This is a genomic window from Catellatospora paridis (genome assembly GCF_009720365.1).
Classification (GTDB): domain Bacteria; phylum Actinomycetota; class Actinomycetes; order Mycobacteriales; family Micromonosporaceae; genus Catellatospora; species Catellatospora paridis.
Genome location: NZ_ML769313.1, coordinates 227,593 through 253,338, shown reverse-complemented (window position 1 = coordinate 253,338; position 25,746 = coordinate 227,593). Strand labels below are relative to the sequence as shown.

General features: G+C 70.2%; 25 protein-coding genes and 4 pseudogenes. 16 read left to right on the top strand and 13 right to left on the bottom strand.

What is annotated here, in order from left to right:
* Positions 1–49: 49 nt before the first annotated feature.
* The gene (locus F9C41_RS06070; RefSeq protein WP_196279638.1) at positions 50–1,381 is read left to right on the top strand and encodes an MFS transporter; all 1,332 of its coding nucleotides are present in this window, start codon (positions 50–52) and stop codon (positions 1,379–1,381) included.
* Complete coding sequence (locus tag F9C41_RS06065) at positions 1,378–2,322, top strand: metallophosphoesterase family protein (protein WP_155385671.1); 945 nt, start codon at positions 1,378–1,380, stop codon at positions 2,320–2,322. The genes F9C41_RS06070 and F9C41_RS06065 overlap by 4 nt, the downstream gene beginning before the upstream one ends.
* 13 nt (positions 2,323–2,335) lie before the next feature.
* Here the strand turns inward: F9C41_RS06065 and F9C41_RS06060 are convergent, their stop codons facing one another.
* Positions 2,336–3,229: a M56 family metallopeptidase gene (locus F9C41_RS06060; protein ID WP_155385670.1), complete on the bottom strand. Its 894-nt coding sequence runs from the start codon at positions 3,227–3,229 to the stop codon at positions 2,336–2,338.
* On the bottom strand, positions 3,226–3,606 hold the full coding sequence (locus F9C41_RS06055) for a BlaI/MecI/CopY family transcriptional regulator (protein WP_155385669.1): 381 nt from the start codon (positions 3,604–3,606) through the stop codon (positions 3,226–3,228). Before F9C41_RS06055 ends, F9C41_RS06060 begins: the two co-directional genes overlap by 4 nt.
* Positions 3,607–3,856: 250 nt before the next feature.
* Between F9C41_RS06055 and F9C41_RS06050 the strand changes: the two genes are divergently transcribed.
* The 3 genes from F9C41_RS06050 to F9C41_RS06040 all read left to right on the top strand — a co-directional run bounded on the left by F9C41_RS06050 (position 3,857) and on the right by F9C41_RS06040 (position 5,810).
* Entirely contained in the window at positions 3,857–4,735 is an 879-nt protein-coding gene (locus F9C41_RS06050; RefSeq protein WP_230689346.1) for a M56 family metallopeptidase, read from the top strand.
* A 57-nt stretch (positions 4,736–4,792) separates the two neighbouring features.
* Positions 4,793–5,197 carry a BlaI/MecI/CopY family transcriptional regulator gene (locus F9C41_RS06045; protein ID WP_155385667.1) on the top strand — a complete coding sequence of 135 codons (405 nt, stop codon included), beginning with the start codon at positions 4,793–4,795 and terminating at the stop codon, positions 5,195–5,197.
* 85 nt (positions 5,198–5,282) lie between these two features.
* Positions 5,283–5,810, top strand: coding sequence for a hypothetical protein (locus tag F9C41_RS06040; protein WP_155385666.1), 528 nt, complete (start codon positions 5,283–5,285; stop codon positions 5,808–5,810).
* Between the two features lie 103 nt (positions 5,811–5,913).
* Here F9C41_RS06040 and F9C41_RS06035 read toward each other — a convergent pair whose 3' ends face one another.
* The 5 genes from F9C41_RS06035 to F9C41_RS06015 all read right to left on the bottom strand — a co-directional run bounded on the left by F9C41_RS06035 (position 5,914) and on the right by F9C41_RS06015 (position 10,229).
* Positions 5,914–6,372 carry a hypothetical protein gene (locus F9C41_RS06035; RefSeq protein WP_155385665.1) on the bottom strand — a complete coding sequence of 153 codons (459 nt, stop codon included), beginning with the start codon at positions 6,370–6,372 and terminating at the stop codon, positions 5,914–5,916.
* 56 nt (positions 6,373–6,428) lie between these two features.
* Positions 6,429–7,799 (bottom strand): HAMP domain-containing sensor histidine kinase, encoded by a 1,371-nt coding sequence (locus F9C41_RS06030; RefSeq protein WP_155385664.1) that lies wholly within the window; start codon positions 7,797–7,799, stop codon positions 6,429–6,431.
* Positions 7,796–8,485 carry a response regulator transcription factor gene (locus tag F9C41_RS06025; protein ID WP_155385663.1) on the bottom strand — a complete coding sequence of 230 codons (690 nt, stop codon included), beginning with the start codon at positions 8,483–8,485 and terminating at the stop codon, positions 7,796–7,798. The genes F9C41_RS06030 and F9C41_RS06025 overlap by 4 nt, the downstream gene beginning before the upstream one ends.
* 65 nt (positions 8,486–8,550) lie before the next feature.
* Positions 8,551–9,813, bottom strand: coding sequence for an RNA polymerase sigma factor (locus F9C41_RS06020; protein WP_155386198.1), 1,263 nt, complete (start codon positions 9,811–9,813; stop codon positions 8,551–8,553).
* A 59-nt stretch (positions 9,814–9,872) separates the two neighbouring features.
* Positions 9,873–10,229, bottom strand: coding sequence for a YciI family protein (locus F9C41_RS06015; RefSeq protein ID WP_155385662.1), 357 nt, complete (start codon positions 10,227–10,229; stop codon positions 9,873–9,875).
* Between the two features lie 519 nt (positions 10,230–10,748).
* Between F9C41_RS06015 and F9C41_RS41110 the strand changes: the two are divergent.
* From F9C41_RS41110 to F9C41_RS06005, 3 genes and pseudogenes are all read left to right on the top strand, one after another.
* Positions 10,749–11,741 (top strand): annotated as a pseudogene (locus tag F9C41_RS41110) (glycoside hydrolase family 11 protein); the annotation flags it as partial.
* Positions 11,742–11,819: 78 nt separating this feature from the next.
* Positions 11,820–12,674, top strand: a pseudogene (locus F9C41_RS41105) (polysaccharide deacetylase family protein); the annotation flags it as partial.
* A gap of 266 nt (positions 12,675–12,940) precedes the next feature.
* Positions 12,941–14,137 carry an epoxide hydrolase family protein gene (locus F9C41_RS06005; RefSeq protein ID WP_155385660.1) on the top strand — a complete coding sequence of 399 codons (1,197 nt, stop codon included), beginning with the start codon at positions 12,941–12,943 and terminating at the stop codon, positions 14,135–14,137.
* Between the two features lie 127 nt (positions 14,138–14,264).
* Here F9C41_RS06005 and F9C41_RS06000 read toward each other — a convergent pair whose 3' ends face one another.
* Positions 14,265–15,029, bottom strand: coding sequence for an SDR family NAD(P)-dependent oxidoreductase (locus tag F9C41_RS06000; RefSeq protein ID WP_155385659.1), 765 nt, complete (start codon positions 15,027–15,029; stop codon positions 14,265–14,267).
* A gap of 25 nt (positions 15,030–15,054) precedes the next feature.
* Positions 15,055–15,614, bottom strand: a pseudogene (locus F9C41_RS05995) (NADPH-dependent FMN reductase).
* 105 nt (positions 15,615–15,719) lie between these two features.
* Here F9C41_RS05995 and F9C41_RS05990 point away from each other — a divergent pair.
* Positions 15,720–16,196 carry a MarR family winged helix-turn-helix transcriptional regulator gene (locus tag F9C41_RS05990; protein WP_155385658.1) on the top strand — a complete coding sequence of 159 codons (477 nt, stop codon included), beginning with the start codon at positions 15,720–15,722 and terminating at the stop codon, positions 16,194–16,196.
* Positions 16,197–16,226: 30 nt separating this feature from the next.
* On the opposite strand, the gene F9C41_RS05985 is transcribed toward F9C41_RS05990, so the two are convergent.
* Entirely contained in the window at positions 16,227–16,724 is a 498-nt protein-coding gene (locus F9C41_RS05985; RefSeq protein ID WP_155385657.1) for a hypothetical protein, read from the bottom strand.
* 192 nt (positions 16,725–16,916) lie between these two features.
* Here F9C41_RS05985 and F9C41_RS05980 point away from each other — a divergent pair, with 192 nt between their 5' ends.
* Positions 16,917–17,423 carry a DinB family protein gene (locus F9C41_RS05980; protein ID WP_155385656.1) on the top strand — a complete coding sequence of 169 codons (507 nt, stop codon included), beginning with the start codon at positions 16,917–16,919 and terminating at the stop codon, positions 17,421–17,423.
* Positions 17,424–17,446: 23 nt separating this feature from the next.
* Here the strand turns inward: F9C41_RS05980 and F9C41_RS05975 are convergent, their stop codons facing one another.
* Positions 17,447–17,830 (bottom strand): antibiotic biosynthesis monooxygenase family protein, encoded by a 384-nt coding sequence (locus F9C41_RS05975; RefSeq protein WP_407924669.1) that lies wholly within the window; start codon positions 17,828–17,830, stop codon positions 17,447–17,449.
* A gap of 66 nt (positions 17,831–17,896) precedes the next feature.
* Here F9C41_RS05975 and F9C41_RS05970 point away from each other — a divergent pair, with 66 nt between their 5' ends.
* The 4 genes from F9C41_RS05970 to F9C41_RS05955 all read left to right on the top strand — a co-directional run bounded on the left by F9C41_RS05970 (position 17,897) and on the right by F9C41_RS05955 (position 21,633).
* On the top strand, positions 17,897–18,517 hold the full coding sequence (locus F9C41_RS05970; protein WP_155385655.1) for a hypothetical protein: 621 nt from the start codon (positions 17,897–17,899) through the stop codon (positions 18,515–18,517).
* A gap of 132 nt (positions 18,518–18,649) precedes the next feature.
* Entirely contained in the window at positions 18,650–19,504 is an 855-nt protein-coding gene (locus F9C41_RS05965; protein ID WP_155385654.1) for a hypothetical protein, read from the top strand.
* Between the two features lie 29 nt (positions 19,505–19,533).
* A complete protein-coding gene (locus F9C41_RS05960; protein WP_196279692.1) occupies positions 19,534–19,809 on the top strand; it encodes a hypothetical protein in 276 nt (91 codons plus the stop codon).
* A 288-nt stretch (positions 19,810–20,097) separates the two neighbouring features.
* The gene (locus F9C41_RS05955) at positions 20,098–21,633 is read left to right on the top strand and encodes an ankyrin repeat domain-containing protein (protein WP_155385652.1); all 1,536 of its coding nucleotides are present in this window, start codon (positions 20,098–20,100) and stop codon (positions 21,631–21,633) included.
* A gap of 500 nt (positions 21,634–22,133) precedes the next feature.
* Here F9C41_RS05955 and F9C41_RS42130 read toward each other — a convergent pair.
* Positions 22,134–22,223, bottom strand: a pseudogene (locus F9C41_RS42130) (TetR/AcrR family transcriptional regulator C-terminal domain-containing protein); the annotation flags it as partial.
* Positions 22,224–22,409: 186 nt separating this feature from the next.
* On the opposite strand from F9C41_RS42130, the gene F9C41_RS05945 reads away from it, so the two are divergent.
* Positions 22,410–23,078, top strand: a complete 669-nt coding sequence (locus tag F9C41_RS05945) for an HAD family hydrolase (protein ID WP_230689345.1) — start codon at positions 22,410–22,412, stop codon at positions 23,076–23,078.
* Between the two features lie 358 nt (positions 23,079–23,436).
* Here the strand turns inward: F9C41_RS05945 and F9C41_RS05940 are convergent, their stop codons facing one another.
* Complete coding sequence (locus F9C41_RS05940; RefSeq protein WP_155385651.1) at positions 23,437–24,135, bottom strand: copper homeostasis protein CutC; 699 nt, start codon at positions 24,133–24,135, stop codon at positions 23,437–23,439.
* Between the two features lie 126 nt (positions 24,136–24,261).
* On the opposite strand from F9C41_RS05940, the gene F9C41_RS05935 reads away from it, so the two are divergent.
* A complete protein-coding gene (locus tag F9C41_RS05935; RefSeq protein ID WP_155385650.1) occupies positions 24,262–25,725 on the top strand; it encodes a M81 family metallopeptidase in 1,464 nt (487 codons plus the stop codon).
* Positions 25,726–25,746 lie beyond the last annotated feature (21 nt).

The window sequence follows — 25,746 nt, the reverse complement described above, 5'->3', positions numbered from 1 at the left end:
TACGGCGTGTCGGAGTTGGGACTGTTTAGGTCTGTTTCATTATCACTTAGTGGGATTTCTGGTCAACGATGAACCCGCTGCTGACCGGTGGTGGCTGCACCCCGACAGCAGACGGGTCGTTGTCTCGCGTGCGCTGCGCACGTTCGGGTTCGGGTGTGCCAGCGTGCTGCTGGCCACCAGGCTCAGCTCAGCAGGCTGCTCCGCCGCCGAGATCGGGGTGCTGATCGCGGTCGCCTGCGCGGGCAGCGTCGCCGGCACCGTGGTCATGGCCCTGTTCGCCGACCGCATGGGACGGCGCCTGGCGCTGGTGGTCTCGGCACTGTTGATGGCCGCCGCCGGAGGCGTGTTCGCCATCACCGACAGCTACCCGCTGCTGCTGGCCGCGGCGTTCCTCGGGACGATCTCGCCCTCGACCAACGACAACACCCCGTTCAGCGGAGTGGAGCAGGCGATCCTGGCCCAGCACAGCCCCGCCGCCGCACGCACCCGCGTGTTCACGATCTACAACGTCACGGCGCAGGTCGCCGGCGCACTGGGCGCACTGGCCGCGGCAGGACTGGCCGCCGCCGATGGCGCGCAGGCCGGCCGCCACGGCTTCGTCCTCTATGCATTGGCGGCCCTGCTGGCGGGCAAGATCGTCGCAGGAATGTCCCCGCACGCCGAAGCGCGCGGTCGGGCCGGAACAGCCGGCGCTCACGGCGCCGTTCGTATGCCGCCGCAGGGCAGGACGCTGGCCGCGCTGTCGGGACTGGACGCGTTCGCCGGCGGGCTGGTGGTGCAGGCGCTGCTGGCCTGGTGGCTCCACGAACGGTTCGACATGCCGATCAGCACCCTGGGCACGCTGTTCTTCGCCATGAGCCTGTTGGCCGCCGCCGCACAGCTGGCCGCACCCGCGCTGACCGCCCGCAGCGGGCTGCTGGTGGCGATGCTGTGGCCGCACGCGGTGTCCAACGTCCTGCTGCTGGGTGTGGCCTTCGCGCCGACGTTCCCGCTCGCGGCCGGGCTGCTGCTGGTCCGCCATGCGCTTTCGAAGATCGACGTCCCGGCCCGCCAGGCGTTCACCGCGGCGATCGTCGCACCACCCCAGCGCACCACCGTCGCCGGCATGACCGCCGCGGCTCGCGGCATAGCCGTCAGCACCAGCCCGCTGGCGGCCACGGCGCTGTCGATCCCACCGCTGGCCGAGTTCGGCACGCCGCTGATCGCCGCGGCACTGCTGGCGCTGCTGTACGACGCGCTGATGCTGCGTACGTTCGGTCCCGCGCCCTGGGGACGCCGCCACGGCGGGGCCGTCCCGTCCCACCTGCTCCCCGTCGATCGCGCTGCCACGCTGCACGGACGTGAACCGGCCCCGGTGTCTCCCGAAGGATCACGTCGATGAGCCCCACGGCACCCGCGCCGTTCGACCCGCCGGCCCACCGCTTCCGGCGTTTCCTCGGCGGCGTGGCCGGACGAGCGTCGCTGATCGCCGCAGTGCTGCTGGCGGGAACCGTCGTCGCGTTCGGCGGCGATCGGGAGACCGGGCCGCCGGTGCTGGTCGGCGCCGGCGACATCGCCAGTTGCACCAGCGGCGGGGACGAGATCACCGCAGAGCTGCTCGACGACATCCCGGGGACCGTCTTCACGCTGGGCGACAACGCCTACATGGACGGTTCGGCCAAGCAGTTCCGTCGCTGCTACGACCCCCACTGGGGGCGGCACCGCGACCGCACCCGGCCCGTCCTCGGCAACCATGACCTGCGCAAAGCCGACGGCAAGGCCTACTACGACTACTTCGGCGCCGACGTCGGCAAGCACGGCGAAGGCTGGTACAGCTACCGCATCGCGGGCTGGCTGGTGCTCGTCCTCAACAGCCAGTGCGACCAGGTCGACTGCGGCCCGGACTCCGCGCAGGCCAGATGGCTCAGAACAACCCTCGACAACCAGCCGGCGGCCTGCACCGTCGCGATGTGGCACCATCCGCTGTTCACCTCCGGCGGCAAACACACCGCAGAGCCGCGGATGCGTCCGCTCTACCAGATCCTCTTCGACCACGGCGCCGAGCTCGTGCTCACCGCCCACAATCACCACTACGAGCGCTTCGCACCGCAGGACCCCGCCGGCACACGCGACGACCACCGGGGCATCCGCCAGTTCGTGGTCGGCACCGGCGGCGCGAGCCTCTACCGGTTCGGCGACGAGGTGGCCGCGAACTCCGAGACCCGCGACGACAGGACGTACGGCGTCCTCAAACTGACCCTGGGCGCGGGCTCCTACCAGTGGCAGTTCGTCGGCCAGCCTGACGCCGCATACGCCGACTCCGGTTCGGGCGACTGCCACTGACCCGCCGCGGCGATCACGCCACCATGCTGATCCACGCGCGGGCGACATCGGCGAACTCGACCGCGGCCACCGCCGTGGCCACCAGCACCATCAGGCACAGCGCAGCCACGCCGACCAGCGCCTGCCAGCGGCTGGCCTGGCGCGGACGCTGCATCGCCAGCACCCGCTCGACCGCACCGGAACCGCTCATGCCCATGGCCGGAGCGACCTGCCGCCGCCGACCCGCCAACGACGCCCTCGCCACCGCCTGCGCCACCAGACGCCGGTCACCGACCACGACCGCGGCATCCTCGTCGGCCCACCGCTCCACCAGACGGCCCACCAGCACCGCCATCGGGCTCACCAGAGGATTCAACGCCGCCGCCCAGCTCGAGACCGTCACCCACCGGTGATGGCGGCGGCGCAGGTGCGCGTTCTCGTGCGCGAACAGCACCCGCTGCTCCTGCGGGCTCAGCACCCGCAACATGCCCGAGGTGACCAGCACATGCCCGGGCCGGCCCGGCACCGCCACCGCGAACGGCTCCGCCCAGTCCGCCACCACCAACCCTGCGTTCGGCGTACCCGCTGCGCGCAGCTCACGCAGCACACGTCGGCGGGAGCGCACGTCGCGAACCAGCCGAACGGCGCCGAACAGCAACAACAGCGCGGCACCAAGAGCGATCATGCCCGGCACCGGCTTCGGCAGCCCCAGCTCCGGACGATCGTCGAACTCCCAGAGCGGCGGCAGGTCGTCGAACAGCGTCAACGCCAGCAGTGCCAGGCAGCACACGAATCCGCTGGCCGCCGCCGCTGCCGCCGCGGCGACGGTGCGCACGGCGACCGACGGCGCCACCCGGCCCGCCGTGACCCTGGCCGCGTACGGCAGCAGCGCCGACAGCGCCAGGGGCAGATACACCCAGAGCCTCACCTGTCCACCCGGCGGGCCTCGGCCAGCAGCTGCCGCAGCACCTGCGCCTCGGCGTCGTCGAGGGTCTCGGCGAAACGCTGCAGGGTCAGCCCTCGGTCACCGACGCCGCTGAGCGTGGCGCGCAGCTGCGCGGCGGCCGCGTCGGCTTCGCTGCGCACCGGCTCGTACGCATGCGCCCTGCCGACCCGGCTGCGACGCACGAGCTGCTTGTCCACGAGCCGGATCAGGATCGTCTGCACCGTGTTGTAGGCCGGCGCCGGATCCAGCTCCGCCTGCACCTCAGCCGGGATCATGGACCGGCCCGCCGCCCACAGGACGCTCATCACCTGGCCTTCCAGTTCGCCTGCGGCACGTCTACGACTGTCGATGTCACTCATCTCGAACCAAATCTGGGCGTCGTCGTCAGCTGGTCACGTGGTGAAGCGGCCGCAGCGGCAGCCCCCGCACGGGTCAACGACGACCGAGCCGAAGTGTTCTGACGGGCCGGTCCGCCCGACGCCCAGCCGGGTGGCCCAGCCGGCCGATGCCCAACCGACTCGCCGCGTTACTGGCCACCAGCTCCGACGTGGCAGACTCGACCCGGCATGCGGCGGGAGGTGAGTTGTGTTCGATCATTTCGTCTGGTCCGTGATCGTCGCTCCCGTGCTGGTCAGCATCGCCATCCGGCTGACAGCCGACCGGCTTGCGCCTGGCCGGGCCGCGCACGCTGTGGCGTGGTCGGCTGGCGCGACGGCGGCCGCGAGCATCGCCAATCTCCTGGTGTTCACGGTCAAGGCCGTCGCGCAGCTGCCCGCCGTCGGCGCCCTGTTCGGGTGGTCGGCGCACACGGTCTACGCGGACACGGAGCATGTGGCCTGGGTGCCGATCCTCAGTGTGGTGCTCTTGACCGCCTCGGTCGTGGCGGTGTCCGTCAAAGCGTGCCGACACCGGCTTGTCCTGGCGCAGGCGCGCCGCTTCACCGATGGCACGGCCACGGTGCTCATGCTGCCCGACGATCGCCCGGAGGCGTTCGCCGTGCCCGGTCGGCCCGGCCGCATCGTCGTCACGACCGGCATGCGCGAGCGCCTCAGCGCCACGCAACTCGACGCGGTGATCGCGCATGAGCAGGCCCATCTCGCCGCTGGCCACCACCGCCTGGTCGCGATCGCCGACATGGCCCGCGTCGCCCACCCCGCGTTGTGGTGGGTGGCCCGACACGTCGGCTTCCTGGTCGAACGCGCCGCCGATGAGCAGGCCGCGCAAGCTGTCGGAAGCCGCCGAACCGTCGCTCACGCGATCGGTCGGGCAGCACTGGCGGCAACCCCGGCGATCAGGCTCGGTCTGCACGCGGCCGGCCGTGGCGGCACCGTCCCACAGCGCGTCGCGAGCCTGCTCGATCCACCACGGCTCGGCACCTCGCACTGGCGACTCATCCCCCTCCTGCTGGCCGCGTCGTCGCTGGTCTGGACGATCGAGGCGACCGTGGACCTGGTCGAACTGATCGCCAAAGCCGGCACCGGGCACTGACACTCCCCGCCCGCCGCACCGCGGCCACGATCCTTGGCAGCGATAGAGTCGGTGCTGATGAGCGCGACCAGACCAGACACCGGCCATGATGCCGCCGACCCCGGTCGTCGTCGGTCCGGGCAGCTGGAGTCCCAGATCATCACCGTCCTGACCGATGCCGGCCTGGCGCTGACCCCGGGCGAGGTCCGTGACCGACTGGCTCCGCGCGCGGACGTGTCGTACAGCACCGTGGTGACTATCTTGACGCGCCTGCACACCAAGGGCGCGGTGATCCGCCGACGTGACGGGCGCGCCTACCGCTACGCCGCGGTGCGGGACGCCGCCGGGCTGGTCGCCGACCGCATGACCAGGCTGCTTGACGCGGAATCCGACCGCAGTTCGGTGCTGCGGCGCTTCGTCGGCGGCCTCGACGCCGAAGACGAGCAGATCCTGCGAGAACTGCTGCGCGACAAGCTCGACTAGGTCTGCCAGCAGCACATACTCCACCTGCACGTTAAGGCGGCCTCTGTTAACTTCTACACGCCGTAGAAGTTGAAGGGGGCTGGTCATGGCGCTTGCACTGGAAGACATACTTCTCGTCCTACTGCACCAGCGTCCCGCCACCGCATTCGACCTGCACGCCCGCCACCAGCGCACCTTCGGCGGCCAGCACACGGTCGACCTGGGCCGCGTGCTCGCGGCGGTCAATCGACTGCGCCGCACCGGCCACCTCGTCGAGGACCGATCCGCGCCCGCGTCCACCCGCACCGCCAACCGTACGCTGCTCACCCTGACCGAAGCCGGCCGCCAACGGCAGAAGGCCAGGTTGATCAACGTCGAAGCCGGCTCGACCCCGGAGGACATCCTCGCCCAGGGGCTGCTCGCCCTCGACGCCGCCGAGCAGGCAGACTTCGACGAATTCGTCTTTCGCGCACTGGCGCTGATGCGTCTGCGGCAAGGTCGACGGGCAGCCGAACGCCCCTCCCCCGCAGAGGCCGCCCGCGTGGCATTCGACCAGGAGGTCACCCGCGCAATGGTGGTCTGGCTTCATCAGCTGCCCGCCCAGCGAACAGCTCTGCACCGACCCGCGACCTGACTTCTACAGCGCTGAGACGCACCAGCGGGCAACCCCGAAGTGAGTGACCGGGGCCGGGTCGGCCGTGCCGACCCGGCCTTGGGTTGCTGCACGCGCTTACCAGTCAGGACGTCGCAGACGGCGCCGGTGACGGAGGCTTCTGCTCGGGTGCGGGGACCGCCGGCAGGCCCGGCTTGCCACCAGGCAGCGGCCAGACGCCTTGGTCCGGAGCCCCCGGCCACTCCAGCTTCTCCCGGGTCCGTCCGTCACCGGGCCGGACCTCACCGCCCTTCCAGCCGCCGCGGTCCGGGAACATCCGCTCGATCTTCGGATGATCGCCCTCGAACCCGCGGTGGTCGTGACCGTGTCCCACCACGAACGCGGCCGCGATACCCACACATCCGGTGCAGACCGCACCGGCGAGAAACGCCCCGGTCAACGCCAGGACGAACTTGCCGGACGGCCGCCGCCGAGCCGGGGTGGCCGGAGCAGTTGCAGCGGGTGCGGCCGCGGGCGCCGAAGGTTCGGCAGACGGCTCGGTGGAAGGCTCCGCGGCCGGTGCCTTGTCAGGCTCAGTTGTCATGCAGCACACGATGACGCAGGCAACTAAGTAGGGCTGATCAGTTGGTTAAGAACTTCCTATGAATTCGACGGCAGCAGCACGCGCAACAGAGCACCGCCCGCCGGCGCCCGCTCGGCCGTCACCGCGCCCCCGTGCTGCGCCACGGTCTGCGCGACGATGGCCAGCCCCAGCCCGGAGCCAGGCATCGCCCTGGCCGCGGCCGACCGGTAGAACCGCTCGAACACCCGCGGCCGATCCGCGTCGTCGATGCCCGGTCCCTCGTCCACGACGGTCAGTTCGATCTGCGCACCACGCTCACGTAGGCGCACACCCACCCGGCCGCCTACCGGGCTCCACTTCGCAGCGTTGTCGAGCAGGTTCAGGACCATCCGTTCCAACGCGCCCGGACGACCCGTCAGCTCGGCCGTCACCAGGTCCGCATCGATCGGGACCGCGGTGCGGCTGCGCGCCCTGTCGATCGCGGCGGCGACCACGTCTGCCAGGTCGACCAGCTCGGCCTGTTCCGGGCTCGTCTCCTCCCGCGCCAGATCCACCAGTTCATTGGTGAGCTGTGTCAGCTCTACCACCTGCGTCTCCAGGTCCTGCATCAGCCGGACCCGGTCCTGCGCCGGCAGCACCCGCTCGGTATCCGCTTCTGCCCGCACCAGCAGCTCGATGTTGGTACGCAGGCTCGTCAGCGGGGTCCGCAGCTCGTGCCCGGCATCCTCGACCAGCGCCCGCTGCGCGGCGCGGGAAGCCGTGAGCGCGGCGAGCATCCCGTTGAACGCCCCTGCCAGGCGGGCGACTTCGTCCCTGCCGTGCACCGGGATCGCGGTCTGCAGGTCCCGGGTCGCGGCCACCTTCTCCACCGCCCCGGTCAGCTGGTGGATGGGCGCCAGGCCCGCGCGGGCGACACTGCGCCCGAGCAGCGCTGCCAGCGCAGCGCCACCGAGGCAGCCCAACGCCAGGAGCAGCGCCAACCTGCGCAGCGTGTTGTTGAGCGGGTCGAGTGGCTGGGCCACCTGGATGGTGCCACGCTCGTCCAGGCGCAGGGTCACCATCCGCAGCTGCGCGCCGTCGACGGGGACCGTTTCCCGGCTGCGTACCGCGCGGCCGTTGAGCACGGCGAGGGTGGCCTCGGTGATCGGCAGGGCAGAGGTGTTGGCGACGCCTTTGATCGAGATGATCTGCCACTGCGGGCCGATGTCGCCTTTGTCGAAGCCGCGCCGGTCACCTGGGAACACGCCGGGGAATGCCGGTTTCACGGGCGCTTTCGCCATCCACTGTTCCGGCTGCGCTGCGATCGTGCGGGCGTCGGCGTCGAGTTGGGCGTCCAGCTGCCGGTACAGCTCCTCGCGGACGAGCAGGAACGCCAGCCCGCTGACCGCCACGACCGCGACCGCGACCGCGAGGGCGGCGATGACGCTGAGCCGGTTGGTGAGGCTCACAGCGGTGTCTCGCGCAGCACGTAGCCGACGCCGCGCACCGTGTGCAGCAGCCGGTCCTGGCCTGCGGCTTCAAGTTTGCGGCGCAGGTAGCCCACGTACACGTGCAGGCTGTTGGAGTTCTCGCCTAGGTCGCATCCCCACACCTGCTCGAAGAGCGTCGACCTGCTCAGCACCTGGCGTGGGTGGCGCAGGAACACCTCCAGGATGCTGAATTCCGTGCGGGTCAGCCGGACGGCCCGGCCGTCGGCGGTCACCTCCCGGGTGACGGGGTCGAGGGTGATCCCGGCGAAGCGCAGCGGCCCGTCGTTGCTGGGCACGCCGGTGAGCACCGCGCGGCGCAGCAGCGCCCGCAGCCGGGCGAGCAACTCCTGCAACGCGAACGGTTTCACCAGGTAGTCGTCGGCTCCGGCGTCGAGGCCGGCGACCCGGTCACCGACGCTGTCGCGGGCGGTCAGCATCAGCACGGGGACGACGATGCCCTGCTCGCGCAGTGACCGGCAGACGTCGAGTCCGTCGACCTCGGGCATCATCACGTCGAGCACGAGCGCGTCAGGTTCGGCGGCGAGCACGGAAGCCAGTGCTTGCGCTCCGTCCCAGGCGACGTCGACGGCATAGCCTTCGAATCGGAGACTGCGCGCGAGCGAGTCACGGACTGCCGTGTCGTCCTCGGCGACCAGGATCCGCATGGGTTCCCCCTAAACCTCAGCCTGTCCTCGCGGGCATGCCTGGAAGTGCGGCGCCATGGTACGCGTCAGACGTGTGCGCTGTCGTGATGGCGCCCGGTCACCGCCTCACCGACATCCGCGGCGGTCGGCTCGGACAGCCGCTCGGACAGGAACGCCCGCTCGGCTTCGTTCGCGGTGAGGGCCAAAGCCTGGGCGTATGCCTCGCGGGCCTGCCCGAGCTGCCCCGACCGCCGCAGCAGATCCGCTTTGACGGCGTACAGGTACTGGTACCCAGCCAGGTTCCCCTGCTGCTCCAATGCGTCGACCTCCGCGAGCGCGGCACGTGGTCCGGCGACCATCGCCAGGGGCACCGTCCGGTTCAGTGCCACCACGGGTGAGGGCCACACCTCCAGCAGCCTGTCGTACAGCGCCACGACCTGTGCCCAATCGGTCGCGTCGTACGAGGGCGCCTCGGCGTACAGCGAGGCGATCGCCGCCTGCAGCACATACCGCCCGGGCCGACCGCCGCGCAGCCCGGCCACGATCAGGTCGCGTGCCTCGGCCATCGCCCGGCGGTCCCAGCGGGTGCGGTCCTGCTCCTGAAGGCGCAGCAACCGGCCCGCGGAGTCCACGCGGGTGGCCCGCCGCGCGTCGGTGACCAGCAGCAGGGCGAGCAGTCCGCGTGCCTCGGGCTCGTCGGGCATCAGATCGTGCAGCATCCGGGCCAGGTGCAGGGCGCGTTCCACCAGGTCGGCGCGGACCAGGTCCACACCCGACGGGGCGGTGTGCCCGGTGGTGAACAGCAGATGGATCACGCCGAGGACCGGCCGCAGGCGGTCGGGCAGTTCGGCCGGCCGCGGCACCCGATAGGGGATGCGGGCACCGGAGATCTTCTTCTTCGCCCTGGTGAGGCGTGCTGCCATGGTCGGCTCCGAGACCAGGAACGCCCTGGCGACGTCGGCGGTGGCCACCCCGCATACCAGCCGGAGGGTCAGTGCGACCTGGGCCTCCTGCGCCAGGGCCGGATGGCAGCAGGTGAAGATCAGGCGCAGCCGCTCGTCGGGCACGCTGTCGTCGGGTCCGTCCAGGTCTTCGTCGAGCGGCCGGTTCATGGCGGTGTCCTCGACAGTCTCCTCGGGTTCGAGCAGCAGCGGGAGTTTCGAGCGCAGCGTCTGCTCGCGCCGGATCGCGTCCACGGCGCGCCGCCGGGCCGCCGTGGTCAGCCACGCCGCCGGGCTGGCCGGCACCCCGTCACGGGTCCAGCTCTGCATCGCCGCGGCGTACGCCTCCTGGACGCACTCCTCGGCCAGGTCCAGGTCACCGGCCACGCGCACCGTCGCGGCGAGCACCAGTGCCCACTCGCGACGGTGCGCGTCGGCGATCGCCGCCGTGACGGCCGTCGGCTCGCTCATCCGGCGGGGCGCTGCACGAAGCCGCCGCCGGCGACGGGCCGGACCTCGACTCCGCCGCCGGCCTGGCAGGCGGGGTTGAGCCGGGCGATCGCGAGCGCGGCGTCGAGGTCGGGCGCCTCGAGGATGTAGAAGCCAGCCACGATCTCCTTGGTGTCGACGAACGGGCCGTCGGTGATGACGTCGCCGCGGACCGAGGTGGCCAGGTCTCTGGGCGTCAGGGCGTATGCGGCCACCAGCGCGCCGGACCGCTCCAGTTCCTCGGCGTGCCGGTCGTGCGGCGCGGTGTCGGCGGCGGTGGCGTCGGGGTGGTGGGCGGAGTCGCCGGCGTAGATCAGAACTGCGTACTGGGCCATGACGGGCTGCCTTCCTGCTGTGCGTTCTTGGTCGGTACGCCTTCACGTCGAACGCGCCGCGCGAATTCGACAGTATGCGCGGCAGGATTTTCGAGAATTTCTGCCACGCCCACCGGACGAGCACGGCGGCGCAGGAACTGATCCGCTCAATGGCGCGCGCCGTCCGCGGACCGCCGAGAAGCGGACCTGAAAGTTCCGATACTTTCGGCCATCACCAGTGCCTGATGCTTTACAGCCAGGCAAAACGATCAGCCGCTCATGAGCACGATCAGCACTTTAGCGGTTAAGCAACTACCGAAACTTCCCGGAAGTCGTTGACTTCCCGATCGGTCCTGGTCACGATGCGTCTATCGACGAACGTGAGCGCCCCGCCCGGATCGCCCGCCCGTCGACCCGCAACGACCGCCCCGTCCCTCACCAGGTCCGAGGCCAGGTCGCGACGGCCGCCGGCGGCCTCGCGGCAGCGGCCCGCACCCACACCCGCCCTGGCTTGCCAGGCTTCACGAGTAGGTGGATCACATGCCCGGCTCCCCCACCCTCCCGAACGGCCGCAGACGCGGCCGGCTCAGGCTGCTGCTCGGCGCTGCCTGCGCCGCGGCGCTGGCCGTCACCGCGCTGGCGCCGATCGGCAGCGCGTACGCCGACACGACCGTCACCACGAACCAGACCGGCACCGACAACGGCTTCTTCTACTCCTTCTGGAAGGACAGCGGAAACGTCTCCATGACCATGGGCGCCGGCGGGCAGTACAGCACCCAGTGGAGCGGCATCAACAACTTCGTCGCGGGCAAGGGCTGGAAGCCCGGCACCCGCCGGACCGTGACCTACTCCGGCAGCTTCAACCCGTCCGGCAACGCCTATCTGACGCTCTACGGGTGGACCCGCAACCCGTTGATCGAGTACTACATCGTGGACAACTGGGGCACCTACCGGCCCACGGGCACGCTGATGGGCACCGTCACCAGCGACGGCGGCACCTACGACATCTACCGCACGCAGCGCGTCAATCAGCCCTCCATCGACGGCACCGCGACGTTCTACCAGTACTGGAGCGTCCGGCAGGCCAAGCGGACCGGCGGCACCATCACCGCCGCCAACCACTTCGACGCCTGGGCGAGCAGGGGCATGAACCTCGGCACGCACGACTACCAGATCATGGCGACCGAGGGCTACCAGAGCAGCGGCAACTCGAACATCACCGTCAGCGAGGGCACCGGCGGCGGAGGTGGCGGAGGTGGTGGCGGCGGCAGCGGTGGCTGCACCGTGACGACCACGCGCGCTGACGAGTGGTCGGACCGCTTCAACGTGACCTACGCGGTCAGCGGCAGCAGCGACTGGACCGTCAGCATCAACCTCAACAGCGGGCAGAGCCTGCAGAGCAGCTGGAACGCGACCGTCACCGGCAGCACCGGCACGCTGACCGCCCGGCCGAACGGATCGGGCAACAACTTCGGCACCACCATCTACAAGAACGGCAACAACACCACCCCGACCGCGAGCTGCTCCGCCTCGGGAGGCGGCGGCGGAAACCCCACGCCCACACCCACTCCGACGGGCGGCGGCACCAACAGCTGCTCGGCCGGGTACGTCGGGCTGACGTTCGACGACGGCCCCAACACCGGCACGACCAACCAGCTGGTCAACACGCTGCGCCAGTACAACGCGACCGCGACCGTGTTCCCGACCGGCTCGAACGCGCAGGCGAACGGCTCGCTCGTGCAGGCCTACCGCAGCGCCGGGTTGCAGATCGGCAACCACAGCTGGGACCACCCACACCTGATCAACATGAGCTCCGCCGACATCCAGTCCCAACTCAGCCGGACCCAGCAGGCGATCCAGCAGACGGCCGGGGTGACCCCGAACCTGTTCCGCCCGCCCTACGGCGAGACGAACGCCACCCTCAAGCAGATCGAGGCCTCACTCGGCCTGCGCGAGATCATCTGGGACGTCGACTCGCAGGACTGGAACAACGCCAGCGCCAGCGCGATCCGGCAGGCTGCCGCGCGCCTGACCAACGGGCAGATCATCCTCATGCACGACTGGCCGCAGAACACCATCTCGGCGCTGCCCGGCATCCTGCAGGACCTGCAGGCCCGCAACCTGTGCCCAGGCCACATCTCGGCCAGCACCGGCCGCGCCGTCGCCCCGTCCGGCGGTGGCGGTGGCGGTGGCGGAGGTGGCGGCAGCTGCACCGTCAGCGTCTCGCGCGCCGACGAGTGGAGCGACCGGTTCAACGTGACCTTCGCGGTCAGCGGCAGCAGCAACTGGACCGTCAGCATCAACCTCAACAGCGGGCAGAGCCTGCAGAGCAGCTGGAACGCGACCGTCACCGGCAGCACCGGCACGCTGACCGCCCGCCCCAGCGGCGCCGGCAACAACTTCGGCGTCACCCTCTACAAGAACGGCAACAGCACCACCCCGACCGCGAGCTGCGCAGCAGCCTGATCGGACGTGGCGGGGATGCCGGCCACGGCCGCATCCCCGCCACCGTCGCCGCGGTCGCTCGGGCCGACCGCATTGCGGCACCGGCACCCGTGAACCCGTACTACCATAAGGCAGTCAAGCGGGAATAGAGCCTGAATCGGTTGAATCCGGGCACCAGACATCATTCCCGCTGCCCGAGCGAGACGACGGCCGGGCAGGCCGTTCGTCGCACCCAGGGCGCGAAGACCCTGCGGTCTCACCGGAACTGCCATCGGTAAGGGGACACCATGCCCGCCAAGACCAAGAAATCAGCGATCCGGCCGTTCACGGTCGAGATACCGCAATCCCAGCTGGACGACCTGCGTGCGCGCATCGAACACATGCGCTGGCCCGAGAAGGAGACCGTCGACGACCTGACACAGGGCGTGCAGCTCGCGACGATGCAGTCGCTCGCGAGCCACTGGGCGAAGGAGTACGACTGGCGCAAGTGCGAGGCGCGACTGAACTCGTACCCGAACTTCATCACCGAGATCGACGGGCTCGACATCCACTTCATCCACGTCCGCTCCCAGCACGAGAACGCCCTGCCGCTCATCATCACGCACGGCTGGCCCGGATCGGTCGTCGAGCAGCTGAAGATCATCGAACCGCTGACCGACCCCACCAAGCACGGCGGCAAGGCCGAGGACGCCTTCCACCTGGTGATCCCGTCCATGCCCGGCTACGGCTTCTCGGGCACGCCGAAGACCACCGGCTGGGATCCCGACCACATCGGACGCGCCTGGGTGGAGCTGATGAAACGGCTCGGCTACACCGAGTTCGTGGCGCAGGGCGGCGACTGGGGCGCCCTGATCGTCGACATGATGGGCGTGCAGGCGGCCCCGGAGCTGCTCGGCATCCACACCAACATGGCCGGCGCGGTGCCACCCGAGATCGACAAAGCGGCGCTGGCCGGATCGAAGGCGCCGAGCGGCCTCTCCGAGGAGGAGCGCCACGCCTTCGACCAGCTCGCCTTCTTCTACAGCAAGGGCCTGGCCTACGCGCAGGAGATGGGCAACCGCCCGCAGACGCTGTACGGCATCGCGGACTCGCCCGTCGGCCTGGCCGCCTGGATCCTCGACCACGACGCCCGCAGCACCGAGCTGATCGCGCGTGTCTTCCAGGGCAAGAAGGAGGGCCTGACCCGCGACGACGTGCTGGACAACATCACGCTCTACTGGCTGACCAACACGGCGATCTCCGCCTCCCGCCTGTACTGGGAGAACAAGTTCGCCTTCTTCGCGCCGAAGGGGGTCAACGTGCCCGTGGCCGTGAGCGCCTACCCGGATGAGATCTACTCGGCGCCACGCAGCTGGGTCGAGCGGGCATACCCCCATCTCGTCCACTACAACAAACTCGACAAGGGCGGGCACTTCGCAGCCTGGGAGCAGCCGAAGTCGTTCACCGAGGAACTGCGCGTAGGCCTGCGCGCGCTGCGCCACTGAGGATCGGACGCAGACTGCGTTCAAGCGTCGTCCCGGCGGGTTGGCCCGCCGGGACGACGTCGCCTCGGAGATCTCCTTCGGCGACGCCGCCCCGTCCTGCCCACGGACCCCATCCGGCGCAGGCGGGTCACCAGGCAGTCGAGCCGCCGTCGACCGGGTAGTTGGCGCCGGTGATGAACGCCGCCCGGTCGGACGCGAGGAACACCGCCAGTTCGACGACCTCCTCGGGCTGGGCGAATCGCTTGAGCAGCGTCTTGCCGGTGATCGCGGCCCGGGCGGCATGATCGTCGCCGAGGTCGCGGTCGCTGAGCGGCGTCAGCGTCGGCCCGGGGCTGATCGCCACCACCCGGATCCCGTGGCGCGCGCCTTCGAGTGCGAGCTGCCGCGTCATACCGATGGCGCCCGCGTTGGCCGCGCTGTGGGCGACCATCGGCGGGACCTCGCCGGCGATCATGCCCGCGATGGACGCGACGTTGATGATGACGCCGCCGCCGCGCCGGACCAGGTGCGGCCACGCGAACTTCGACACGAAGAAGGGGATGTCGAGTTCGCCGGTGATCGTGGTCCGCCAGTCCTCGACCGAGAAGTCGGGCATCGGCCCGAAGCGGACCATCGCGGCGTTGTTGTGCACGACGTCGAGTCCGCCATAGGCGGCCGCGGCGTCGTCCACGGCGCGCCGCACCTGCTCGGGGTCGGTGAGATCGACCGGCGCGAGGCCGGTCATCTCACCGCCGCCGCGGCGCACGAGTGCGACCGTCTCGTCGTTGGCCTCGGTCATGATGTCGAGCCCGACGATCCTCGCGCCCTCTCGCGCGAAGGCCAGCGCCGCCGCGCGGCCCAGACCCCGGCCGCTGCCGGTGACCAGCACGACCTTGTCGTCGATCATTCCCATGGGGCTTCTCCCTTCCGCTGCCCGGTCAGCTGGTCCGCAGCGGCGCGAGGGCCCGGCTCCAGGCCACCACCTGGTCGAGGGTCGTATCGAGCGCGTCCCGCTGGAACTGGCCGGGCTTGAACACGCTGAAGTTCTCGAAGTCGGTGAACAGCGACAGCGCCACCTGCGAGCGCACATCGGCCAGCTGCAACTCGCCGGCGATGAGCCGCAGGTGCTCCACCGCGCGGGCGCCGCCGAGCGAGCCGTAGCTGACGAAGCCGACGGCCTTGTTGTTCCACTCGGCGTACAGGAAGTCGATCGCGTTCTTCAACGCGCCGGACGTCGAGTGGTTGTACTCCGGTGTCACCATGACGAACCCGTCGAAGACGCGATCCTGCTCGCCCACGCCAGGGTGTGCGGCTGGGTGTACTGGCCCATCGACGGCGGGTATGCCTCGTCCAGGTGCGGCAGCCGGTAGTCGACGAGGTCGACGAGCTCGAACTCGGCGTCTGTACGCTGCTGCGCGATCTCGTGCACCCACTGCCCCACGGCCGCCCCGTTACGCCCCGGCCGGGTGCTGCCGATGATGATCCCGATTCTGGTCATCTGCTGTTCCTCCGTAGCTGGCACGACACCCCGAACGGGATGTACTTGCTTCGTCAAGCAAATATACGCACGGTATTTCCTTCGTCAAGCAAGTAAGCTGGGGATATGTCTGCCGTCACAGCGCACCCGACACCGGCCACGGGCGGGCCGCAGCCCCTCACCCCGGACGAGGACGCCCTCGTCCGGTCCCTCAGCCGCCTGATCTACGCCCTGCCCCGCGCCATCGACGCCGACATGGTCCGCGAGCAGCGGCTCCCCTTCATCGAGTTCCTGGTCATGAAGCACCTGTCCGAAGCGCCGGACCTGCGACTACGGATGAGCGAGCTGGCCACCGCGAACGAGCTGTCCATCAGCGGCATGAGCAGGATCGTGGGCCGGCTGGAAAGCGAAGGGCTGGTCCAGCGGGTCAGGAGCGAGCACGACGCCCGCGGCTGGAACGCCGTTCTCACCGACGCCGGCCGGGCCCGCCTGGCCGAGGCCTGGCCCACCAACCTCGCCTCGGTGCGCCGCCACTTCCTCGACCACCTGACCGGGCTCGACCTCAAGGCCCTCGCCGCAGCGCTGCAGGACGTCGCCACCTGAGCAGCGCGGTCCCCCGCCGCGCCGGACCGATCAGACCAGGTTGACCATGTTGTACCCGGCGTCGCGGCACCGGCGGATCAGGACCAGCTCACCGGACACGGTCAGCTGCTGCATCGAGCCGAACTCACTGAACTTCGTGAACGTCGACCCCGCCACGGCCGCATCGGAAAGGTCGCGCAGCGCCACCTTCACCTCGGCGTCGGCGACCCGGTCGGAGGCCTCGGCGAACTTCGCCGCCACCGCCAGGAACATCGGCTCCAACGCCGCCAGCTCCTCGGCCACCGTCGCCTTGTCACCGCGCTTCTCCGCCTCGAAGCCGCGCTGGATGTGGCCCTGCGTCTGCTCGTTCAAGGTGGCGTACAGGCCGTCGGCGGCCTCGCAGGCCGCCGGGACGCTCCCGATCACGTCCGACGCGGCGCTACTCGCCGGGACGGCGGAGGGGCCGGCCTGTGGCGCGGCCTCGTCACTGCAGGCGGCGACACCGGCCATGACGACGGTCAGCAGCACGGAGGCGGCGGTTCGGCGCATGCGGAAAGCTCCTCGACGGTTCACGCGGGGCGGCACCGTCCGCACAATGTGGAGGGCGCCCGCCGCACCCTAGTTGACCGTGGGGATCGGCGGCAACTGATCAACGCCGCCGTCGGTGAAAGATCCTGTCCGGCCAGGCTCGGCAGCATTGGCACCCCTGGCGGTAGCCGAGTCGCTGCTAGCATCCCCCGCATGTCCGACCCCAATGCAGCGAGATTTGCGTACACCTCCGAGCGCCAGGCCCTGGAAGGCTTTCTCGACTACCAGCGCGAGGGCCTGCTCCTGACGCTCAAAGGTCTCGACGACGCCGCGGCGCGAACGGCGCCGAGCGCGAGTTCGCTGTCACTGCTCGGGCTGATCAAGCACGCCGCCACCTGGGAGCGCCGCTGGTTCCAGGTCATCGTGGCCGGACGCGAGCTGTCTGAGAACTGGCCCGCCGTCAAGGCCGAGCCCCGTGACGCCGACATGATGGTCGACGAGAACGACACGGTGGACCACTGGGTCGCGTACTACCGGGAGCAGATCGCGGAGTCCCGCGCCATCGTGGCTTCGATGGACCTCGACAGTCCCTGCGCGCGCGAGGACATCATCGAGTGCAACGTGCGCTACGTCCTGTTCCACATGATCGAAGAGACAGCGCGCCACGGGGGCCACGCGGACATCATCCGCGAGACCCTCGACGGCACCCGCCAAAGCTGAGGGTTACAGCTGCGTCGGCCCGGTCATCGTCGTGCCGGGTCCGACCCGCCGGCGGGAACATACGACCAGACCTCACTGTGTACGCCGACCGGCGGCGGCGCCGACTCGCCCGCGCGCTCGGACGCCGAGCGATGGCCGTGCGCGAACGCCGGCGAACTGACCCACGCCTGGAACGCCTCCTCGTCGCGCCAGCGGGTGATGACCAGCCACGTGGTCCGGTCGTCGTTCGGGCGGAGCAACTCGAAGCCTTCGAATCCGTCCTGGTCGTCGACGGCGCCGGCCCGCGCGGCGAAGCGGCGCGCCAGCTCGTCACCGCTGTCGGCCGGCACGGTGATGGCATTGATCTTGACAATGGTCATGTTGCCATTCTGTCCGACCCGGGCAGGAATGATCGTGGATTGGATCATTCAAGAAATCACCGCTGTAACCCGTCCGAGCGCAACCTGCCGCCCGGCCAGCGCGTCCTCAGGGCTATGAGGACACCTCGCGCCACCCGTCGTGGGGCCGCGGCGCTGACGCTCACCGCGGCGCTGGGACTGGCCACCGTGCTGTCCGGCTCTGCCGGGCCACGGAATGGCAGCCCATCCGGGGTCGACGGGCAGGCCACCACGGGCTGCGCCTCCCCGGCGGCCGCGCCGAGCCCGATCGAGACGGCCGGCACCACCATGTACGGCAGCATCGGCGCCCTCGATCAGGCCCTGGCCGAGATCCAGCACGCGGCGGAGGGCCGCTTCGCGGACGTGTTCGCGGGCGTGTTGGTCGTGTCGGAGAAGGGCCACGCCATCGTCTACCGGGTGCGCTCGGCCGAGTTCGACGCGTACGCGGAGTCGGTCTCCGGCGGGCAATGCCTGTACCTGCGCGACGCCGACCACAGCCAGGCCACCCTGCTGGCGCTGACCATGAGGATCAGCGGCGACACGGCATACTGGCGCGAGCAGGGCATAGTCGTGCACATGGTCGGTCCCCGCCATGACGGCTCCGGGGTGACGGTCGGCGTCGAGCAGGTCGAGCGGGCCCGGGTCGAGCTGCCGAAGCGGTACGGCACCCAGATCCCGATCGAGGTCGAGGAGTCGGCAGGCAGAGTACTGCTGTGAGTCGGGTGGCCAGCGAGGATCAGGTGACCCGGCTGCACTGAATCGGCCAGACCCTTACGATCAGCGAGTGGCCAGGTCAAGTGCTCGTTAAAGAGTTGCCATCGCCATAGGGCGCCTGCATACTCCGTCGCGATGCAGTTTTCCGATCTCTTCGCGGCCGTGGTGCGTCGCGATGTCACCGCCGTCGAGGCGGCCCTGAACGATCCCGTCGTCGGCGACCGGGCCCTGGCCGCGGCGATCCATCTGCCGGTCTCCGACGAGGCACTGACAACACTGATCCGCACGGCACCTGAGATGACCCGGCGCCGATGCTATGGCGTGTTGCGCAGGTCTCGGCGGCGGGCACTGGCCGACAGCCTGCTGCCCGAGGTGGTCGCCACGTTCGGCGAACGTGAGGGCATCATTCTGCTGGCGGCCTGCTCATCGTCGATCGTGGACAGTTGGCTGCCCCGGCTCGCCGTCACCGAGGCCGGCCTGCGTTCCCTGGTAGACGTGGCACCGGTGGCCGTCGCGAATATCATCAGCGACAGGCGATGGGGTTATCACCTGCAGCGGCTGGTCGTGCGGGACAGCCCGGCGGCAGCGCTGCGGCTCATCGAGCTGTCGGGCCACGCAGACCAGAGGTTTTCGTCTCGGCGCTGCGCGAACCCCGGGCGCTCCTCGAACTTGTGCGTCGTCGGCATTGCCGATTCTGGCTCTACAGCCGACCGCTGCCGCGGGCAGTGCTGCGGGCGCTGCGCCAACTCACGGTCGCCGAGCTTGCCGCACTGGCCGACGCCGTCGAGCACGCCAACAGATATCGGCCGGACGACGGCGACTCCGACACTGGTGCGGTCGATCCCCTGCTGTCGCTGCTGCCGCCCGCTGAGCGGGCGCGACTGGTGGCAGCCCAAAACGGTGACGTCTCGCCCTCGCGGTTGGCCGCGCTCGCCCCGGCCGATCGGACGGCGGGCCTCTTGCCACTTCCGGCGGCCGAGGCTCGGTTGAACGAAGCCACCCACTCCCACCATCACAAGGTGCGCCAGGAAGCCTGGCCCGCGCTCCTGTTCGCCGCGCAACTGCACGGCGATCCGGCCGAACTGGCACGGGTCTTCGGCGGCGCGGTGCGTGCCTGGCATGACCGGCATCCCGTGCGATTCGCATCGATCGCCGACTGGGACGAGTCCGCGCCGGACACCAGGCGCTACGGCTGGGTGCCCAAACCCACCCGCCCACGGCCGGAACTCACGGCGACGCGCTGGGGCGGCCGAGGCGTGAAATCGGATCTGTATCGGGACGATCCGCCAGCTTGACCGCCCTGAACGGGACACTCCGTCATGCGGCCCATGCGAACGGCGCGTGGACGACGCCGCGGGAGGCGCGACGGCCCCGGCGTGACGAACCAAGAGCCGGTCTGCACTCCGACCTGGTGCCACGAACCGGGGCTCGCGACCCGCGATCTGGCTATAATTGCGGCGGCTGCCAGGAAGCCACCGGTCCGCGGGAATGGGCACAGCCCACCTGGCGTGTGCATCATGTGTCACGAGCGCTCTCCTTTCGACCTGACTAAGCGGACATCAGGCAGACGAGAGGAGGCCATTGTGCCGATCCTGGGCATGCCCGACCATCCGCACCTCGAAAGCTTCCGCCGGCAGGCCCGTGCCCTGCAGCGGGCCGTTCGTGCCGGCGACCCCGACGCCGTCGCGCGGCTGGCCCGCCACCATCCGGGTGCAGTGCCCGACGACGCCGGCGGTTTGCAGCTCAGCGCCGCGCAGTTCGTCGTCGCCCGCGAATACGGGTTCTCCAGCTGGCCTCGGCTTACGCGATACCTGCAAACCGTGGCCGATCACGGCTGGGACACTGCGCTCGGTGCGGCGCCGGTGAACGACCCGGTGGAGGAGTTCTGCCGCCTCGCCTGCCTGACGTACAGCCGCGAGGACGGGCCGGCGCGCTGGGCGCAGGCCCGGCAACTTCTGGTTCAGCATCCCGACCTGACCACGGGAAACATCTGGGCCGCCGCCGCGGCTGCCCGCCCGGACGACGTCGCCCGGCTGCTCGCCGAGCAGCCGCGGCGGGTGGCCGAGCGGGGTGGCCCGTTCCGGTGGCGGCCGCTGTACTACCTCGTCTACTCGCGATTCGACCCGGCCGTGCCGGCCGAGCGTGTGCTCGCAGTCGCCCGACAGCTGCTCGACGCCGGCGCCGACCCCAACGACGGCTACCTCTTTGACGCCCTACCGTCACCGTTCACGTTGCTGACCGGGGTGTTCGGCCACGGCGAGCTGGGCCAGCGGCGCCAGCCCCGCCACCCGCACTGGCAGACGTTGGGCCGGCTGCTGCTTGACGCGGGCGCCGACCCCAACGATGCCCAGACCCTGTACAACCGGATGTTCGAGCCCGACAACTCGCACCTGGAGCTGCTGTACGAATACGGGCTCGGCACCGGCGACGGCGGCCCATGGAAGATCCGGATCCCGGACCTGGACACGCCCGCGCAGATGGTGCGCATCCAGCTGCGCTGGGCGGTCGAGCACCACCAGCTCGCCCGGGTGCGGCTGCTGGTCGAGCACGGCGTCGACTTCCGCTCGCCGTTCGAGGGGGACGGTCCCTCGTGGAGTCCAGGTGACGGCCGGACGCCGGTCGAGCTGGCCCAGGTCTACGGCGACACCGAGATCGCCGACTACCTCCTCGCGCAGGGCGCCGCGCCGCTCGGCCCCGACCCGGTACGCGAGCTGATCGCCGCGGCGTTCCGCGCCGACCGGTCCACCTTGGGCCGGGTCCGCGCCGCGCATCCCGACGCCGTGGCCCAAGCCCGCCGCAGCCGCCCCGGGCTCATCGTCTGGGCCGCGAACCAGGCGCCCATCGATACGGTCACGTTGCTCGCTGAGCTCGGCTTCGACGTGAACGCCTACGGGCGCGGCGATGCCCCGGTCGAAGACGCTTGGGAGACGGCACTGCACCACAGCGCGGTGAACGGGAACGTGGAGCTCACCCGCCGGCTGCTGGACCTGGGTGCTGACCCCGACCTCCGCGACCGGCGCTTCGACGCGACTCCGCTCGACTGGGCCAGGCACTTCCACCGACAGTCGACCGCCGCACTGCTCGAACCTGTCACAGCGCCCCCACCGAACCGCGCATGAGCGCGGCCGCGATGACGGGCAGTCCTCAGCCGCCCAGCACCTCCTTGTGCAGGCCACTGACATCGGCGAACCGACCGGCCCAGGCCCGGTCGTCGAAGCTCGCCCCCGCAGACGTGCATGTCGTCGGGGTGCACGTCGGCGACGTCGACGCCACCAGCGGTGCCGCGCGTCCATAGGTGCCTACGGTGAACAGGCCGCGATCTGGCTGACGGTGGGGCACGTCTGCCTACGTCTGGACAGCGTTTGCACCCGCGTTTCGCCGAGGGGAAACCTGACGAACCATCCGCTCTTCGGCAAGCTCGTGTGCCGGGTGTGCCCGACGGGTACTGCCGGCTTGCGGCAGCCGCGACCCCGTTGCCCTGCGACCTGTCATCCCGAGCGCGTCGCTCAGCGATCCGGAGATCTTGCCCGAATGGTGAGTACGCCGGCGAGGTCGATGTCGCTTGACCGGCCGCCGAACCCGACTCGGAGATCAGCCGCGCCCCGAAGACGGTGCTCCAGAACGTGCGGGTCTCCACGTCGGCCGGCCGGTAGATGACCCAGTCGTGGCGTTCGAGGATCGTCGTGAGGTACCGCTGCCTTGACCTCATGCCCACCGACCGGAACGCGATGAAGAGGTCGAGCGGGTGGTGGGCATCGGTGCGATCGCCGACCATCGCAAGACCGACTGCCCCTGCGCATCGCGCGCTTGCGGCAGCCCCGCGTACCGTCCCGGTCGAGTGCAGTCAGGAGCATCATGGCCCCACGGAAGTCGTCCGCTGATCTAGGTTGACCTGGTGGCTTCGAAACCCGTGACAACCGTCCTGTTCGACTTCGCTTGGACCCTGTTCGCCAGAGACCCTAACCGCTGGGTCGGCAGCGCCGCGGCATTGATCGGCCGGGAGGTGGCCCCCGGTGACGCTCAGCGCATCGCCGCGGATTTCGCTGAGTTGTTGCGGACAACGGCCACGCACCCTGCTCATATTGCCCGCGACTTGGACCCGCAGGTATGGGACCGGGCGATTCTGGCTGTCCTGCAGCAGATCAGTGGGGTGGACCTGCCGTTTGCGCGAGCCCTGCACGAAACGCACGCCGAAGCGCTCGAGCCGTACGCGGACACGTCATCCACTCTCGCCGCCCTGAGCGCCCGCGATATTCGCCTTGGCGTGGTGAGCAACATTGGCTGGGATATTCGCAAATGCTTTGCCCGGCACGGGCTTGACCGCTACATCAATGCATTCATACTTTCCTACGAGGTCGGCTTCGTCAAACCCGATGTACAGATCTGGCGCACCGCACTCGATGCCCTGGAGGCACAGCCAGATCGGACGCTGATGGTCGGCGACCATCCCAGCGGCGACGGCGGTTCCGTGGCCGCCGGCATACCGGCCCTGGTACTACCGATGACGAGTTCGCCGGCCCAGCTTCGCGGATTCGATCACGTGCTGACGTTGGCCGGAATTTGAAGCTGGTTCGGTTCTTGGTTTGTCAAGGTTGCCCTATGCACTTCGCAAAACATGTCTGATTCTTCCTGTATGACCCCGAGGGCAATTGCGGCAGGAACCGGCTGCGCCTGGACCTCTACCCGCCGGCCGCGACGACAGCTGGACCCGGCCCAGCAAATCGAGATCGTCAAGGTCGAGATGGCCGAACTGGTCACAGTGAGGGCGGAGTTGAGGGCGGGGACGGAGAGCGAAGGCGCAAGAAGCCATTCGAAGGATGAGAAGGAAGCGCGTCCAGGAGCCGCCCCCGCCGCCGAGCGATCTAGGCGTACGCCATCGGGGGCGACAACCCGAATACGGTGTATCGCCGTGCCCGAGCGGGTCAGCCTGCGCGGGTGGCGTCCACGACCCGGCGTACCTCGTCGCCGTCGGTGGCCTCACGGCCGTCACGGAGCACCGGTGCGCGCAGGTGCAGCTCCCGTGCCCCGGTCCGGTCGAGCACCTGCCGGACGTTGTGCGAGCGGATGCCGCCCGCGGCGATGACACGCAGCCGGTCGCCGGCGCGCTCCCGCAGCGCGGCGATACGCGCCGCGCCGTCCAGTGCGGTAGGGGCCGCGCCGGAGGTGAGGACCGCGTCCGCGCCGAGGTCGATGATCTCCTCAAGTGCCCTGAGCTGGTCGTGCACCTCGTCGAAGGCTTTGTGCACGGTCACCGGCAGCGGTCCGGCCGCCTCGATCAGGCGGCGCAGGACGGCCAGGTCGAGGCCGCCGTCGCCGGTCACGGCGCCGACGACCACGCCGAGCGCGATCCCGTGCGGGTTGGGCACGGCGCGGATGGCGGCGATGTCGGCGAGCATGACCTGTTCCTCGACCTCGGTGACCCGGAAGTCACCGCCGCGGGGACGGACCATGACCCGTACCCCCGCGCTGCGCAGGCAGCGGAGGGCGACCTCGACGGCGCCCAGGCTGGGAGTGGTGCCGCCCTGGCCGAGATCGGCGCACAGTTCCAGCCGGTCGGCTCCGGCCGCCTCGGCCACCAGCGCGGTCGGCACGTCGCTCACGCAGATCTCCACCGTCGTCACGGCGCAGAATGTATCCCCGACGCGTGGTGGCAGCGAAGGCCACCCTCCGTCAATCGGTCAGTTTCAGCAGGATACGGTCTAAGTCCGGACGATCGCGAAACGCCTTCGCCGAGCTAGGAGCCGACCATGTCCCGCCCGCTTCGTATCGCCATCGGCGGCATCCACATCGAGTCCAGCACGTTCTCACCCCACCTGAGCACGGCCGCGGACTTCGAGGTCACCCGGGGCGACGCCCTGCTGGCACGCTACGACTGGCTCGGCCGGCCGTGGGCCGCCGACGTCGAGTGGATCCCGCTCGTGCACGCCCGTGCCCTGCCCGGTGGAGCGGTCGAGCCTGCGGCGTACGAGGCGTGGGCGGCCGAGATCGTGCACGGGCTCACCGCGGCAGGGCCGCTGGACGGCATGCTGGTCGACTTCCACGGTGCGATGAGCGTCGTCGGACGCGACGACGCCGAGGGCGACCTGATCACCTCCATCCGGTCCGCGCTGGGGCCGCAGCCGTACGTGTCCACGGCGATGGACCTGCACGGCAACGTGTCCCGGGTGCTGTTCGACGCGTGTGACCTGCTCACCTGCTACCGGACCGCCCCGCACGTCGACGTGTGGGAGACCCGCGAACGCGCCGCCCGCAACCTGGTCGAGGCGCTACGCCGAGGGCAGCGGCCGCACAAGGCCCTCGTCCACGTGCCGATCCTGCTGCCCGGCGAGATGACCAGCACCCGCGAGGAACCGGCGCTGAGCCTGTACGCGAGCGTCCCGGAGATCGAGGCCCGCGACGGCATCGTCGATGCGGCCGTCTGGATCGGATACGCCTGGGCCGACCAGGCCCGCTGCCAGGGCGCGGTCGTCGTCACCGGCACCGACGCGACGGCGACCGCCGACGCGGCCCGCGAACTCGGGGAGCGCTTCTGGGCGGCCCGCGACGACTTCGCGTTCGTCGCGCCGACCGGCACGATGGACGAATGCCTCGACACCGCCCTGGCCGCGGTCGCCGACCCGGCCCGGCGGCCGTTCTTCATCAGCGACTCCGGTGACAACCCCGGGGCCGGCGGCGCCGACGATGTCACCTTCGCCGTGGAGCGTCTGCTGGCCCGGTCGGAGATCCGCGACGGTTCGCGCCGGGCCGTGTTCGCCTCGCTGGTGGACCCGCAGGCCGTCACACAGGTCGCCGACCAGCCTCTCGGCTCGCCGGTGCGGGTGACGGCCGGTGGGCGCATCGACGCGCGCGAGCCGGGGCCGCTGCTGCTGGACGGTGTGCTGGAGGCGGTCGCCGACGATCCCGACGGCGGGCGGTGCGTCAGTGTGCGCGTCGGCGGGCTCAGCGTGTTCGTCACGTCGCGGCGGATGCAGTACCGGCTGCTGGAGTCGTACGCCCGGCTGGGGGTCGCGGTCGACGAGGTGGACGTCGTGGTGGTGAAGATCGGCTACCTGGAGCCCGAACTGTTCGACGCGGCGGGTGACTGGCTGCTCGCGCTGACCCCGGGCGGGGTCGACCAGGATCTCGCGCGGCTGCCGTACCACAACGTGACGCGGCCGATGTTCCCCCTGGACCGTGACTTCACCGCGGACCTGACCGTCGTGATCGGATGATCACCCGGGCGGCTCGTCCTG

Bases quoted from the DNA above. Each gene is read 5' to 3' on its own strand.
- F9C41_RS06065 (WP_155385671.1), top strand. From the start codon at position 1,378: ATGAGCCCCACGGCACCCGCGCCGTTCGACCCGCCGGCCCACCGCTTC.
- F9C41_RS06055 (WP_155385669.1), bottom strand. From the start codon at position 3,606: ATGAGTGACATCGACAGTCGTAGACGTGCCGCAGGCGAACTGGAAGGC.
- F9C41_RS06045 (WP_155385667.1), top strand. From the start codon at position 4,793: ATGAGCGCGACCAGACCAGACACCGGCCATGATGCCGCCGACCCCGGT.
- F9C41_RS06040 (WP_155385666.1), top strand. From the start codon at position 5,283: ATGGCGCTTGCACTGGAAGACATACTTCTCGTCCTACTGCACCAGCGT.
- F9C41_RS06035 (WP_155385665.1), bottom strand. From the start codon at position 6,372: ATGACAACTGAGCCTGACAAGGCACCGGCCGCGGAGCCTTCCACCGAG.
- F9C41_RS06025 (WP_155385663.1), bottom strand. From the start codon at position 8,485: ATGCGGATCCTGGTCGCCGAGGACGACACGGCAGTCCGTGACTCGCTC.
- F9C41_RS06015 (WP_155385662.1), bottom strand. From the start codon at position 10,229: ATGGCCCAGTACGCAGTTCTGATCTACGCCGGCGACTCCGCCCACCAC.
- F9C41_RS06005 (WP_155385660.1), top strand. From the start codon at position 12,941: ATGCCCGCCAAGACCAAGAAATCAGCGATCCGGCCGTTCACGGTCGAG.
- F9C41_RS06000 (WP_155385659.1), bottom strand. From the start codon at position 15,029: ATGGGAATGATCGACGACAAGGTCGTGCTGGTCACCGGCAGCGGCCGG.
- F9C41_RS05990 (WP_155385658.1), top strand. From the start codon at position 15,720: ATGTCTGCCGTCACAGCGCACCCGACACCGGCCACGGGCGGGCCGCAG.
- F9C41_RS05985 (WP_155385657.1), bottom strand. From the start codon at position 16,724: ATGCGCCGAACCGCCGCCTCCGTGCTGCTGACCGTCGTCATGGCCGGT.
- F9C41_RS05980 (WP_155385656.1), top strand. From the start codon at position 16,917: ATGTCCGACCCCAATGCAGCGAGATTTGCGTACACCTCCGAGCGCCAG.
- F9C41_RS05975 (WP_407924669.1), bottom strand. From the start codon at position 17,830: ATGATCCAATCCACGATCATTCCTGCCCGGGTCGGACAGAATGGCAAC.
- F9C41_RS05970 (WP_155385655.1), top strand. From the start codon at position 17,897: ATGAGGACACCTCGCGCCACCCGTCGTGGGGCCGCGGCGCTGACGCTC.
- F9C41_RS05965 (WP_155385654.1), top strand. From the start codon at position 18,650: ATGCAGTTTTCCGATCTCTTCGCGGCCGTGGTGCGTCGCGATGTCACC.
- F9C41_RS05935 (WP_155385650.1), top strand. From the start codon at position 24,262: ATGTCCCGCCCGCTTCGTATCGCCATCGGCGGCATCCACATCGAGTCC.